The organism is Pseudomonas imperatae, assembly GCF_057128625.1.
Genome location: NZ_JBSKHP010000002.1, coordinates 107,868 through 121,200 on the forward strand (window position 1 = coordinate 107,868; position 13,333 = coordinate 121,200).

15 protein-coding genes are annotated in these 13,333 nt (G+C 65.4%); 8 read left to right on the plus strand and 7 right to left on the minus strand.

All coding sequences use genetic code 11. The features are described from left to right. The 7 genes from ACWKWX_RS03135 to fliF form a co-directional block, all read right to left on the minus strand. Positions 1 to 456, minus strand: coding sequence for a flagellar basal body-associated FliL family protein (locus tag ACWKWX_RS03135; protein ID WP_416421441.1), 456 nt, complete (start codon positions 454 to 456; stop codon positions 1 to 3). A gap of 207 nt (positions 457 to 663) precedes the next feature. Next, the gene (locus ACWKWX_RS03140; protein ID WP_483827004.1) at positions 664 to 1,920 is read right to left on the minus strand and encodes a flagellar hook-length control protein FliK; all 1,257 of its coding nucleotides are present in this window, start codon (positions 1,918 to 1,920) and stop codon (positions 664 to 666) included. A gap of 8 nt (positions 1,921 to 1,928) precedes the next feature. Beyond that, positions 1,929 to 2,381, minus strand: a complete 453-nt coding sequence (fliJ, locus tag ACWKWX_RS03145) for a flagellar export protein FliJ (protein WP_483827005.1) — start codon at positions 2,379 to 2,381, stop codon at positions 1,929 to 1,931. A 12-nt stretch (positions 2,382 to 2,393) separates the two neighbouring features. Further along, positions 2,394 to 3,764, minus strand: coding sequence for a flagellar protein export ATPase FliI (gene fliI / locus ACWKWX_RS03150; protein WP_483827006.1), 1,371 nt, complete (start codon positions 3,762 to 3,764; stop codon positions 2,394 to 2,396). Continuing rightward, the gene (locus tag ACWKWX_RS03155) at positions 3,761 to 4,480 is read right to left on the minus strand and encodes a flagellar assembly protein FliH (RefSeq protein WP_483827007.1); all 720 of its coding nucleotides are present in this window, start codon (positions 4,478 to 4,480) and stop codon (positions 3,761 to 3,763) included. The genes fliI and ACWKWX_RS03155 overlap by 4 nt, the downstream gene beginning before the upstream one ends. Continuing rightward, on the minus strand, positions 4,473 to 5,459 hold the full coding sequence (fliG, locus tag ACWKWX_RS03160) for a flagellar motor switch protein FliG (protein WP_483827008.1): 987 nt from the start codon (positions 5,457 to 5,459) through the stop codon (positions 4,473 to 4,475). Before fliG ends, ACWKWX_RS03155 begins: the two co-directional genes overlap by 8 nt. Position 5,460: 1 nt before the next feature. After that, entirely contained in the window at positions 5,461 to 7,158 is a 1,698-nt protein-coding gene (gene fliF, locus ACWKWX_RS03165) for a flagellar basal-body MS-ring/collar protein FliF (RefSeq protein WP_416421435.1), read from the minus strand. Positions 7,159 to 7,434: 276 nt separating this feature from the next. On the opposite strand from fliF, the gene fliE reads away from it, so the two are divergent. From fliE to motB, 8 genes are all read left to right on the plus strand, one after another. Continuing rightward, positions 7,435 to 7,755: a flagellar hook-basal body complex protein FliE gene (gene fliE, locus ACWKWX_RS03170; RefSeq protein ID WP_416421434.1), complete on the plus strand. Its 321-nt coding sequence runs from the start codon at positions 7,435 to 7,437 to the stop codon at positions 7,753 to 7,755. A 363-nt stretch (positions 7,756 to 8,118) separates the two neighbouring features. Beyond that, the gene (gene fliD / locus ACWKWX_RS03175; RefSeq protein WP_416421433.1) at positions 8,119 to 9,531 is read left to right on the plus strand and encodes a flagellar filament capping protein FliD; all 1,413 of its coding nucleotides are present in this window, start codon (positions 8,119 to 8,121) and stop codon (positions 9,529 to 9,531) included. A 24-nt stretch (positions 9,532 to 9,555) separates the two neighbouring features. Then, positions 9,556 to 9,981 carry a flagellar export chaperone FliS gene (gene fliS / locus ACWKWX_RS03180; protein WP_416421432.1) on the plus strand — a complete coding sequence of 142 codons (426 nt, stop codon included), beginning with the start codon at positions 9,556 to 9,558 and terminating at the stop codon, positions 9,979 to 9,981. Further along, on the plus strand, positions 9,959 to 10,330 hold the full coding sequence (locus ACWKWX_RS03185; RefSeq protein WP_473004822.1) for a flagellar protein FliT: 372 nt from the start codon (positions 9,959 to 9,961) through the stop codon (positions 10,328 to 10,330). Before fliS ends, ACWKWX_RS03185 begins: the two co-directional genes overlap by 23 nt. Before the next feature lie 182 nt (positions 10,331 to 10,512). Next, positions 10,513 to 10,860 (plus strand): flagellar transcriptional regulator FlhD, encoded by a 348-nt coding sequence (gene flhD, locus ACWKWX_RS03190; protein WP_233270906.1) that lies wholly within the window; start codon positions 10,513 to 10,515, stop codon positions 10,858 to 10,860. Further along, complete coding sequence (gene flhC, locus ACWKWX_RS03195) at positions 10,853 to 11,407, plus strand: flagellar transcriptional regulator FlhC (protein WP_416421430.1); 555 nt, start codon at positions 10,853 to 10,855, stop codon at positions 11,405 to 11,407. Before flhD ends, flhC begins: the two co-directional genes overlap by 8 nt. A gap of 139 nt (positions 11,408 to 11,546) precedes the next feature. Continuing rightward, positions 11,547 to 12,422 (plus strand): flagellar motor stator protein MotA, encoded by an 876-nt coding sequence (gene motA, locus ACWKWX_RS03200; RefSeq protein WP_483827009.1) that lies wholly within the window; start codon positions 11,547 to 11,549, stop codon positions 12,420 to 12,422. Further along, positions 12,419 to 13,228 (plus strand): flagellar motor protein MotB, encoded by an 810-nt coding sequence (gene motB, locus ACWKWX_RS03205; protein WP_416421428.1) that lies wholly within the window; start codon positions 12,419 to 12,421, stop codon positions 13,226 to 13,228. Before motA ends, motB begins: the two co-directional genes overlap by 4 nt. Positions 13,229 to 13,333 lie beyond the last annotated feature (105 nt).

Here is a 13,333-nt window from a genome sequence, read left to right on the forward strand (position 1 = left end):
CTATTGCACGATGAAGTCGGTGTAAAGGACGTCGAGTATGGAAAGCTCGGGTTGGGGTGTAGCCAGGGGCCGCTTGACCAGCTCCAGCACCTTGGCGGCCAGGGCGCTCTTGCCCTGGCTGGTCATCAGCGCGGTGCTGTCCTGTTCGCCCAGCAGCTTGAACAGCTGGCTGCGGATTTGCGGCACGTAGGGTTGCAGGAACGCCTGGGTAGCCTTGTCGCCCACGGTGATGCTGAAGCCGATGTACAGCAGGCGCTGCTCGTGCTGGGGGTTCTGCAGGTTCACCGTCAGCGGCGGGATGGTCACCAGCTCCGGCGCCGCAGGCGGCTGGGCAGCCGGCGCGGTAGCGGTTTCCATGCGGGTCACGTAGTACCAGGTACCGGCGACGCTGGCCGCGGCCAGCACCACAACGCAGAGGATCATCAGCAGCCAGGGGGTCTTGCGGGTCGTGCTCATCCGGTGTCTTCGTAGGTCTGATCAGACAAGCCGCGAGTATGAACACCGGGGCCTGCGGACCATGGCCGGATAAGGGCAGGCAATGCCCCGTATCTTCGGGTTTTGATCCTGTCTGGAATCGACGGCGGCCCAATCGCGACCAAGGTCGGCTCCTACCACGATCGGCGTAGGAGCCGACCTTGGTCGCGATGCAGGCGCCACGTTGCTTCAGGTGTAGAGGTCGATGCGGGTCAGCAAGGGCGTGGCGATTGGTTCGCTGGGTTCTTCTTCGGCTACGGATGCACCCGACGACGGGACATACGGCGCCTGCTGGTCCCGCGCCTGGCGCGACGGCTGGTCGCTGACCGAGGTATCGCCCAGGGTGATGCCCTGGGCGGCCAGGGCTTCGCGCAGCTGTGGCAACGCCTGCTCCACCGCGCTGCGCACGGCCGGGTGGGCGCAGACGAACTGTGCCTGGGTGCCGCTGGTGTCCTGCTTGAGGCTGATGGACAGCGGGCCGAGGTCGGCCGGGTGCAGTTGCAGGTCGACCTGGTGCTTGCCGCGCTGGTGCAGGTTGAGGACTTGCTGGCTGAGGCCCGACTGCCATTGCGAGCTGCCGACGGCAGCAGTCAGGCTGGGGTTGTTGGTGTTGACCTGCGCGGTGTCGCTGCTCACCGCTGGGCTGGCGGTGGGTGTCCAGGCGCTCAGGGCATCAATGGGCGGTGGGCTGGAGCTGTCGCTGTCGGTGGCGGTGTTGTCGTCCTGGGCCGGGGCGGGCATCACGGCTGCGGTGGTATCGGTGGGTACGGCGGCGACGGGCGGGGTTTCGTCTTCGCTGACGGCAGGCTCGGTTTTCGGTTCAGTGGTCTTCACGCCGGGCAGGGCGGTGCTGCGCTGGGTCACCAGGGGCGTGGTCTGTGCTGCGGTGTCGGCAACCTCAGGGGTGGTCACGACCGGCGCGGGCATAGGCGCGGGTGCAGCGTAGGCCTGTACCGTGCTGGGGTCCGGAGTGCCGGCGGTGTCGATCAGGTGCATTCGGTCGCGGATATGCTGCAGCTGCGTATCCACGCTGTCGTCGGTATCAGGGGTGGCTTGAGTGTCGGCTGGCTCGGCGGGCGCAGGCGGCACTTCGATGTCTGCGGTTTCCTCTTGCGTCACGACCGGCTGTGGCTTGGCCACTGCGATCGCCGGTGCCGCCACGGGAGCCGTTGGTTCGGACACTGGCTCGGGAGCCGGTTCAGGCAATTGCGGCAAAGGCTCGGTCGGCAGCTCGACGTCGGCTGTTTCGAGCGGAACAGGTTCGGTCAAGACGGGTGGCGTCTCCACGGCCGCCTCTACTGCTACGGGCGCGGTTTGCACTGGCTCCGGCTGCACCTGGACGGCGGCGTCCAGCGCCTGGGCGAAGACGCTGCCGTCGCTCTCGGCCGCCGGGGCCTGGGTGGCGCTGGCGGTTGCCGGGCTGGCCAGCAATGCGGTGATGTCCATGGTGCCTCTCAAGTGCGGGAAAAGGTGCCGGGCTGCTGGCGCATCCGGGCCCCGAGTTCGTCGTCCAGGCGCTGCTCGCGGCGGCCGGCGGTCAGTTGCAGCTGTGCCGCGCGGCGTTGCAGCAGGGTGTCGTAGGCGTGCGCCTTGCGCCATTCGGCCTGCCAGGCCAGCTGGCACTTGTCGATCTCGGCCTGCTGCTTGGCCATGCTCGCGCGCGCGCGGTCCATGGCGGTGTCCAGCGAGGTCAGGAAGGCGCGGTAGTTGGCCAGCCCGGACGGGCTCATGCCTTCCTTGTGCAGCTTGTGCTGCAGGCCGTGGCGGTATTCCTGCTGGTACTGCTGCAGGGTCTTGAGCTGGGCGGCCAGCTGGCGCAGTTGCTGGCGGTGCTGGGCCAGGGTGCGGGCCGCGGCATCCTGGGCCTTGTGCGCCAGTTCAGACAGCAGGTCGAGGGACGAAGTCATGCGGGGGTCTCGTCATTTGCCCGGGAACAGCTGGTTGAGGGCCTGGAGCGTGGCGTCCAGGGTGGTCTGTTCCTGGATGCGCTGTTGCAGGAAGCGCTCCAGGTGCGGGTTGAGCTGCACCGCGCGGTCCAGCAGCACGTCGTGGCCGGGAGCGTAGGCGCCGACGGTGATCAGGTCGCGGTTGCGCTGGAACTTGCTCAACACCTGCTTGAACTGCTGGGCCTTGCGCTGCTGGCTGTCGCTGACGATGGCGGTCATGGCGCGGCTGATCGACGCCTCGATGTCGATGGCCGGGTAATGCCCGGCTTCGGCGAGGGTGCGCGACAGCACGATGTGGCCATCGAGAATCGCCCGCGCCGAGTCGGCAATTGGGTCCTGCTGGTCGTCGCCCTCGCTGAGCACCGTGTAGAACGCGGTGATCGAGCCGCCGCCGGGCGGGCCGTTGCCGGCGCGCTCCACCAATTTCGGCAGCTTGGCGAACACCGACGGTGGGTAACCCTTGGTGGCCGGCGGCTCGCCGATGGCCAGGGCGATCTCGCGCTGGGCCATGGCGTAGCGGGTCAGCGAGTCCATGATCAGCAGCACGTCCAGGCCCTGGTCGCGGAAGTCCTCGGCCACGCGGGTGGCGTAGGCGGCGCCCTGCAGGCGTTGCAGCGGCGAGGTGTCGGCGGGCGCGGCCACCACCACGGCGCGGCGCAGGCCCTCTTCGCCAAGGATGTTGTCGATGAAGTCCTGCACCTCGCGGCCACGCTCGCCGATCAGGCCCACCACGATGACGTCGGCGCGGGTGTAGCGGGCCATCATGCCCAGCAGCACCGACTTGCCCACCCCGGAGCCGGCGAACAGGCCCAGGCGCTGGCCGCGGCCGACGCTGAGCAGGGCGTTGATGGCGCGAATGCCGACGTCGATCTGGCGGTCGATGGGTGCGCGCTTGAGCGGGTTCAGCGGCGGCGTGGCGAGCGGGCTGCGGCGCACGTCGGCCAACGCGCCCTTGCCGTCCAGCGGCTCGCCGCGGCTGTCCAGCACCCGGCCCATCAGCGCCGGGCCCAGCGGGAACTGGCGGCTGGCGGCGCCGCCGGTCTCGCGCTCGTCCAGCGGCAGTACGCGGGCGCCGGGTTGCAGGTCGCCGATCTCTTCCAAGGGCATCAGGTACAGGGTGTCGCTGGCGAAGCCCACCACCTGCGCCTCGGCGTACTCGCCGGCCTGGGTCTCGATGCGGCAGGCGCCGCCCAGGGGAATGCTCAGGCCCACCGCCTCCAGCACCAGGCCGGTGGCGCGTACGATGCGCCCGCTGTGCACGTAGCGCGGCGCCTGGCCCAGGGCCAGGCGCTGGGCGTCGAAGTGCTGTTGCCAGCGCGCGGTGATGGGGTTGGCCGGGGTCATGACGTGGCGGCCGGCAGGTTGTCGTGCAGGCGGCTGCGGATGCCGGCCCAGGCGGTTTCCAGGGTGGCGTCGAGTTCGCCGCTGGCGCTGCTCACCCGGCAACCGCCACGGGCCAGGCCGGCGTCGGCCAGCAGGCTCCAGCCGGCGGCTTCCAGCGGCTCGCCGAGGGCTTCGCGCACTAGCGCCAGGTCGTCCGGGTGCAGCCACAGTCGCGGCTTGCCGGCCAGCGCCGGCTCATGTTGCAGCAGCGCCTGCACGGTGTGGATCACCTGCTCGGGGTGCGCCTGCAACGCCTGGCCGGCGATCTGCCGGGCAGCGGCCAGGGCCACTTCGGTGAGTTGGGTCAGCAGTTGCCCGTCGAGCTGGCGCAGGGCCTGGTCGAAGTTGTCGCACAGGGTCTGCAGCGGTGCCAGGGTGGCGTGGATCTGTTCCTGCAGCGCGGCCTCGCCGGCCAGCCGGCCCTGCTCCAGGCCCTGGGCATAGCCCTCGGCCTGACCGGCGCTGAAACCGGCCTCGTGGCCCTGGCGCCGGGCTTCCTCGCGCACCTGGTCGCGCCGCGCCTGCAGCTCCAGCTTGCGCTGGAAGGCATGCTTGCGCTGGGCTTCGGCCTGGGCCTCGTCCAACTCCAGGGCAGGCGGCGCTTCGCTGGGCAGCACGGCCATGCGCCAGGGCTGCCATTGCCCGGGCGCGTCGGGCCAGGCCTGGTCGTCAGACATAAGAGTCGTCCCCGTTGCCGGTCACGATGACGCCGTTGTCGGCCAGGCGGCGCACCACCTGCAAGATGGCTTTCTGCTCGGCCTCCACCTGGGACATGCGCGTCGGCCCGCGGGCCTCCATGTCCTCGCGGAACAGCTGCGCGGACCGCTGCGACATGTTCATCAGGAACTTGTCCAGCAGCGCCGTCGGCGCGCCCTTGAGGGCGATGGACAGCGAGTTGGTCTCCACTTCCTGGAGGATGGTCTGGATGCCGCGGTCGTCGATGTCCAGCAGGTTCTCGAACAGGAACATCTCGTCGAGGATCTTCTGCGTCAGGTCTTCGTTGTGCGCGCGCAGGGTCTGGATGGCCGACTCTTCCAGGGTCGAGTTCATCAGGTTGAGAATCTCGGCCACGGTGCGCACGCCGCCCATCTTGCTGCGCTTGAGGTTCTGGCCGTCGAGCATGCCGCCCAGCACTTCGGTCAGCTCCTGCAACGCCACCGGCTGCACGCCGCTGAAGGTGGCGATGCGCAGGATGATGTCGTTGCGCTGGCGCTCCTCGAACAGTTCGAGAATGTCCGAGGCCTGGTGGCGGTCCAGGTGCACGAGGATGGTGGCGATGATCTGCGGGTGTTCCTCGCGGATCATCTCGGCCACCAGCGAGGCCTCCATCAGGTTCAGCTTGTCGATGCCCGAACCGCCATCGTTGGCCTCCAGGATATCGTCGATCAGGCTGGCGGCGCGCTCGCTGCCCAGGGCCTTGGTCAGCACCGCGCGAATGTGGTCGCTGGACTGGATGTTGATGGCCGCGTACTGCTCGGTTTCCTCGATGAACTCTTCGAGCACCTTGCGCATCTCGTCGTGGGACACCTGGCTCAGGCGCGCCATCTCCATGCTGATGCTTTCCACGTCCTGGCTGGGCAGCAGCTTGAACACTTCGGCGGCCTCGTCGGCCTCCAGCGACAGCAGCAGGATGGCGCTGCGGCGGGTAGCGGTCATTTTACTTGTCATCTTTTTTCATCCAGCCCCTGATGATCATGGCGATCAGGCGTGGGTCTTCCACGGAGATCTCGCGCAGGCGTTTCATGTTCTGCTCGTAGCCCTGGGCCTTGCGCTGGCCGGCCGGCATTTCCACGGTCTCGCCGCTGGCGGTGACGATGGTCGGCGGTGCCTCGGCTTCCTGGGCGGCCTTCAGGGCCTGGGCGTGGCGCTTGTTCATCGGGCGCAGCACCATCAGCCACAGCAGCAGGGCGATCAGGGCCACCAGTAGGTAGCGCGACAGGCTCATGGCCAGGCCGTAGAACTCCGGCGTGCGCCACCAGGCCAGTTCCGGGCCGCTGGTGTCTTCGCTGGCGAACGGGCTGTTGATCACTTTCAATTCATCGCCGCGCGCTTCGGTGAAGCCCATGGCCTGGCGCACCAGGCTGTCGATGTTGGCCAGTTCTTCCTTGCTCAGGGGTTCCTGGGCCGGCTTGCCGTCCTTCTCGGTGGCGCGGTAGTTGATGACCACGGCGGTGGTCAGGCGCGTGACTTCGCCCTGGGCCTGCTTGACGTGCTCGACGCTGTGGTCGACCTCGTAGTTGGTCATGCGCTCGCTGTGCAGGGTCTTGCTGCGTGCCGAGGCGCTGGTGTCGCTGTCGTCGTTGGCGGCCTGGCTGCCTTCGCCGGGTTTCGCCGGCGCGGTGGCGCGGGTCGCCGGTGGCTGGTTGGGCGGGGTGTTGGTCAGCGCGCCGGGCACGCCGCGGGCGGCCGAATCGCTGCCGGCCAGGCTTTCGTTGACCTGCTTGCTGCGTACCGCGGCGTGATCGGGCGACTGGTTGGGCTCGTAGTGTTCGGCGGTGCTCTCGCGGCTGTCGAAGTCGACCTTGGCCACCACTTGCGCGTGCACGTTCTGGCGGCCCAGCAGCGGCGCGAGGATGTCCTCGATGCGGCGCTGGTAGGAGCGTTCGATGTCGCGCACGTAGGTCAGCTGGGTGCCATCCAGGCCGTTGCTGTCGCTGGGGTTCTGCGACAGCAGGCGGCCGCTCTGGTCGACGATGGTGACGCCGTCGATGCTCAGGTCGGCGACGCTGGAAGACACCAGGTGGGCGATGGCGTTGGCCTGGCTCTGGCCCAGCTCGCGGCCGGGCTGCAGGTTGAGCATCACCGAGGCGCGGGCCGGTTCGCGTTCACGCACGAACACCGACTGGCGCGCCATCACCAGGTGCACCCGGGCGCTGGCGATCGGCCCCAGGGACTCGATGGTGCGCGCCAGTTCGCCTTCCAGGCCGCGCTGGTAGTTGAGTTGTTCGGCGAACTGGCTGACGCCGAAGGCCTGCTTGTCCATCAGCTCGAAACCGACGTTGCCGCCCTTGGGCAGCCCCTGTTCGGCCAGCTGCAGGCGCAGTGCGTTCATCTGCGCGGCCGGCACCAGGATGGCGTGGCCACCTTCGCTGAGGCGGTAGGGGATCTGGCGCTTCTCCAGCTCGCTGATCACCTGGCCACCGTCGGCCTCGCCGAGGTTGGAGAACAGCACGCGGTATTCAGGCTCGCGCGCCCACAGGGCCAGTACCACCAGCAGGGCCACGGCGGCCGCGCCGGCCAGTACCAAGGGCAGCGGTTGCCCGCGCAGGCGCGCCAGCAACGGTTCGAAGACGCCGGTCTTGTTCTTGGCGGGGGTGACTTTGGCGGAGCCTTTCCCTTGGGCCGCGTTACTCACACGCACCTCGCAGGCGAGGGTAGGGGCGGTACAAAAGACATTGCTCGTTCCGGTGTCGAAAGTGGTCGAGAAGCCTCGCCGCAGTGGTGCGGCGGAGCAGCCTGTTGCCAGCGCTGGCAGGTATCGCAGGGCGGCTATTATCTCGACCCGCCCCGGATCTAAAGGACGGAAAAGCCAGCGCTTTTGTAGCCAATTGGTTGCTTGTGAGAGACGGCCACCTTGTTAACCTTTGGTGCTATCACCTTGCCTTCTTTTCTGTCTGGACAAGTTCTTGCCATGAATACATCCGCAATTGCCGCCGCCCTGCAGCAACTCAACCTGATGGCCAACGAGTCCCAGGGCGCAAGTTCTGTTCTGTCGAGCAGCGCCGCCGGTGGTGGCTTCGGCGGCGAACTGCAGGCCTCGCTCAAGCGCATCAACCAGCTGCAGAACACCGCCGTGCAGCGCTCCAACGCCTTTCAGGCCGGCAGCCCGGACGTTTCGCTCAATGACGTGATGGTGGATATGCAGAAAGCCTCGGTGAGCCTGCAGATGGGCGTGCAGATGCGTAACCGCCTGGTGACGGCTTATAAAGATGTGATGGCGATGCAGGTTTGAACGAGGGAAATGTATCTGTCTGTACGTATGTCGATACGTTCGAGTGTTTGAAGGTCGTGATGAAAAAAAATTCAGGAATGAACTAAGGGTGTACTCGGGTGGATACCCGGAGGGCTCAGGTGTGTAACTGGCTTATTACTTAGGTTGTAGCGACGAAAGTGCCGTCAACATGGGTCGTTGCAAGTCTGGAAGTTGCAAAAAAAGCCTTTGTTTAAAAGGCGTTACTTAAAAAATAAATAGACATGTGTCGTTAAAGTTTTATATTCGGCTGCCGATTTCCTCTGCGTCATTGCGAATGTTTCATTCGTGATGGGGTGACTTTTGATTGGCCCTGCTTAATAGGCGCGGACCTGTGAGGACTATATGACGACGACCACTTCCACTTCTTCCTCTTCTGCTACCAGCGGAACCATTACCTCGTTGGGCGTGGGGTCGGGGCTGGATCTGGACTCGATTCTCGATAGCCTTGAAGAGGCCCAGGAAACCAGCCTGTTGACGCCGATCGAGAACGAAGAAGACGACATCAACGCCGAAATCACCGCGTATGGCACCTTGACCAGTTCCCTCACCAGCCTGCAGACGGCCATCGAGACGCTGACCGATCCCGACACCTACGATGCCCTGACCAGCAGCGTCAGCGGCACCGGCACGAGCGCGGCCGTCACCAGCGAGGCAGTGACCGGCACCTATTCGATCGTGGTCAGCCAGCTGGCCAGCGCGCAGAGCCTGGCCACCGATGGTGTCGCCGATTCTACAACAGCCCTGGGCACCGGTACCCTGACTATTACAGTGGGTGACGACGAAAGCTTCAGCATCGACCTGACGTCGAGCAACAACACCCTGGAAGGTATCCGCGACGCCATCAATGACGCCGGCGGCTCGGTAACCGCCTCCATCGTCAACGACGGCAGCGACACCCCGTACCGCCTGGTGCTGACCTCCAACGACACCGGCACCGACTCGGAAATGACCGTGACCTTCGACGGCACGGGCGACGCCGCCGACCTGTTCGGCTACAGCGCCGACAGCGACAGCAACGCCATGACCGAGACCGTGGCCGCCGCCGATGCGCTGCTGACCGTGAACGGCCTGAGCGTCACCAGCCAGAGCAACACGGTGGAGGAGGCCCTGCAGGGCGTGACCCTGAGCCTGACCGACACCGGCACCTCGACCCTGACGGTGAAGCGCGACACCGACTCGATCATCGATGCCATCAACGATTTCGTCGACGCCTACAACTCGTACGCCTCGACCATGGACACGCTGACGTCCTACGACGCCGACGACGACACCGCCGGCACCCTGCTGGGTGACTCCACCACGCGCCGCGTGGACAGCACCCTGAGCAAGGACCTGTACAACTCGATCTCCAACAGCACCTTCAGCTACCTGTCGCAGCTGGGGATCAGCCTGGGCGTGGACGGCACCCTGAGCATCGACGACGACACGCTGGAAGACGCGGTGACCAATAACCTCAGCGACGTCACCGACTTTTTCGTGGGCACCGATGACAGCGAGGGCTTCGCCACCCAGATGGCCGCCGACCTGGATACCTTCCTGGACGAGGACGACGGCTCGATCGTCTCGGTGGTCAACGACCTGAACGACCAGCTCGACGACCTGGAAGAGAAGTACGAAGACAAGCAGGACTACATCGACAGTGTGATGGACCGCTATACCGAGCAATTCACGGCCCTGGACACACTGATTTCCGAGCTTGATTCGACAGCGGACTACCTCACTACCCAGTTCGATGCGTTGAGCAGTGATGATTAATCCTCGATAGATGGGAGTGAGGTTGTGAGTGTATTGCGCGGAGCGAATGCCTACGCGACGGTAGGGTTGGAGAGCGGCATCCTGGCCGCCTCGCCGTACCAACGAATCGTGATGTTGTTCGACAGCTACCAGGCTGCCATCCGTACCGCCCGGCTGCACATGCAGGCGGGCGACATGGCCGGCAAGGGCCGGGCCATCACGTCGGCCATCAAGATCGTCAGCCGCGGCCTGCGCGGCTCGCTGGACCTTGAGCGCGGCGGCGAGATCGCCGCCAACCTGGACCAGCTCTACGACACGGTGGTGCGGCTGTTATTGCGGGCCAATCTGCATAACGACGAGGAGGTCCTGGATGTGGCAGCAAGCCTGATTGAAAACATTGGTTCCGCGTGGCGGCAGATAGGACCTCGAGTCGAGGGGGAGGATGGCGATGTCGCAAGCGCAGGTGGTTGAGTCGTACGAGCGGTTGCTGGCGCAGTCGCAACGCATGCACGAGTGCGCGTTGCAGGGGGACTGGGAGCAAATCCTGTTGTTGAAGTCCGAAGGGTTGATCGATGAAGAGACCCTGCGGCGCGAAGAGGCCGGGGTGCAGCTGGACGACGAACATCGTCGTCGCAAGTTCGAGTTGATCAGGCGAATACTCGAACTGGAAGTTGAGGTTCGCAAATGCCTGGCCGAGCGCCAGAGTCATCTGGGTGCACTGATAGTTGCCGGCCGCTTGAAGCGCGGACAAGGCAAGGCATATATGCCCAGTGCCACTGTTAGGCCACTACTTAGGGCAGTGGTTCGTCCGGAAGTTTAATACTGCGACAGGATGTCGCGACCAATAAGAAATGTATCTCCAACATTACCCGCCGACCAGCCGTGGCAACACTTTGTTGTCATCTTGATACCGGTTGGTGGGCCAGGGTTATAAATAGCAAATCGGTCCGTAATATCTAGGCGGACCTGCCAACTGATACGACAAGTGCAGGGGAGTAGCAAGTGTTGAACGCCGATAGAGGTCTGGAAGACATTCAGGATCTGAATTTTTCTTATTTGTTGCTGGTACAACGGCTGTTGCGCAAGGACCGTGCTACCGCCATGTTCCGTCTCAAGTTGACCGAGGGCATGGCGGACCTGCTGGTAAAGCTGACCAGCAAGCAGCTGACCCAGTTGGCGCGCATCAACCAGCTGGTGTGCCGCCCGGTGTTCGATGAAGCCGAGTGCCTGTCGCGGGTGTTGGGGAACTCCCGCGAGCTGGGCCTGGTGGAAATTCATTCGTCGTTGCTGATGGCGTCGGTGGACGCCGGGGGCGACACGGGGGGACGCGTGGGGCAGGCGCATGTCTGAGAAAAGTCTGGTCGAGGAGATGTTCCAGGTGCAGCTGGCGATCGAGCTGATCGAGCTGGGCGCGCGCCTGCAGGTGCTGGAGGTGGAAACCAGCCTGAGCCGTGGCCGGCTGATCCGCCTGTACAAGGAAGTGCGTGGCGTGTCGCCACCCAAGGGCATGCTGCCGTTCTCCACTGACTGGTTTGTGACCTGGCTGCCGAATATTCATTCGTCGCTGTTCTATGGCATTTATCTGCGGCTGACGCGCATTGGTTGTGATCGCATCGAGGCGTTCATCAAGGCCTACCGCCTATACCTGGAGCAGGTAGGCGGCGACGATGAGTCCGAGGTGGTGCTGGGCCTGACCCGCGCCTGGACGCTGGTGCGCTTCTTTGAAAGCGACATGCTGGAGCTGGTGTGCTGCTCGTCCTGCAGCGGCAATTTCGTCGCCCACTCCCATGGCCCGGCGCAACGCTATGTGTGCGGGATCTGCCAGCCGCCGTCGCGCGCGGGCAAGACGCTCAAGCGTCGCGAGAGTGAAGAGCTGGACGATTTGCGCCAGGCGTAGGAATTCGCGGTGCCTGTGACGCGGCCTGATGGCCGCTGCTACAAGGCTGCGTCATTGCCGCGAGGCCCCGGATTAAAGTTGCCCCCCGCCACGCCGATCTTCGCCAAGGCCACTCCCGGCGTTGAAAAAGGAACGGCCCGTGCTCATTGCGTTAGGACTCATCGGTATCCTGTTGTCGGTCTTCGGCGGCTACGCGCTGTCAGGCGGCAGCCTGGGGCCGCTGTACCAGCCCACCGAAATGCTCATGATCGGTGGCGCGGCCCTGGGGGCTTTCGTCGCTGCCAACAACGGCAAGGCAATCAAGGCCACCCTGGGCACCGTCGGCCGCCTCAAGCGCAGCACCCGCTACCACAAGGCCTTGTACCTGGACGTGCTGGCGCTGCTCTACCACCTGCTGGGCAAGGCCCGCCGCGAGGGCATGCTGGCGGTGGAGCGCGACATCGACGAGCCCGGGCAGAGCCCGTTGTTCGCCGACTCCCCGGCGTTGCTCGACGACCCGATGATCCTCACCTTCATCACCGACTACATGCGCCTGATCCTCAGCGGGCAGATGCAGGCCCATGAGCTGGACGAGCTGATGCTGCACGAGATCGAGGCCTTCGAGCATGAAGCCCATATCCCGGCCGATGCCCTGTACAAGGTCAGCGACGCGCTGCCGGCGTTCGGCATCGTTGCCGCGGTGATGGGCGTGGTGAAGGCGCTGAGCGCCGTCAACGTGGGCCCGGACCTGATGGGTGAAATGATTGCCCATGCCCTGGTGGGCACCTTCCTGGGCATCTACCTGGCCTATGGCGTGATCGCCCCGCTGGCCAGCCGCATCGACCGCCAGGTGGCCGAGGCGGTGAAGATGCTGCAATGCCTGCGCATGACGTTGCTGGCCAGCCAGCAGGGCCTGGCGCCGATGCTGGCGGTGGAGTTCGGCCGCAAGGCCCTGCACCACGGCGAGCGGCCGTCGGCCCTGGAACTGGAAAGCTACCTGCGCGGCACGCCGGTCGGCGCCATGGCCCTGGGATGAGCGAGCGTCCGATCATAGTGCGGCGGCGCAAGGGCGCCGGCCACGGCCACCACGGCGGCGCCTGGAAAATCGCCTTCGCCGACTTCATGACCGCGCTGATGGCGCTGTTCCTGGTGCTGTGGGTGCTGTCCAACGCCAGCAAGTCGCAGAAGAACGCAGTGGCCGACTATTTCAGCACGCCGCTGCTCAGCGCCATCAACCGCAGCCAGAACCCCATACCCGGCGGCACCCCGGCGCTGGCGTTCAAGGAGACTTCGCTCAACCCCATCGAGCTGCCGGCGCGGCCGTTGTCCGAGGAGGAGTTCAAACGCCTGGACGCCCTGCGCCAGCGCCTGCAGCGGGTGATCCGGCTGAACCCGGCGCTCAAGGACCTGAGCAAGCAGATCCTCATGGAGCTGACGCCCGAGGGGCTCAACCTGCAACTGATCGACAGCGAGCAGCGTCCCATGTTCGAGCTGGGTAGCGCGCGGGTGGCGCCGTACATGCGCACCCTGCTGCGCACCATCGCGCCGGTGCTCAACGAACTGCCCAACAGCGTGCAGATCAGCGGCCACACCGACAGCCACCCCTATGCCGGCGGCGAGGCCGGCTACAGCAACTGGGAGCTGTCGGCCGACCGCGCCAAGGCATCGCGGCTGGAACTGGTGAGCGGCGGCCTGGACTCCGCCAAGCTGCTGCGCATCTCCGGCATGGCCGACCGCATTCCCACGCGCAACGCCGAGCCGGCGGACGCGGCGAACCGGCGCATCGAGATCACCGTGCTGGATAGCCAGGTGGCGCAGAAGATCCTCACCCGCAACGAGTGACCGCAAGCCAGCTCCCACAGGTGTTCAGCACAAATAAGCGTGGTTTCTGCTTCTGTTCCAGCGATGGGGCCGGCAGGCGGCTAAGCAAAATACCGCCCTTATCAC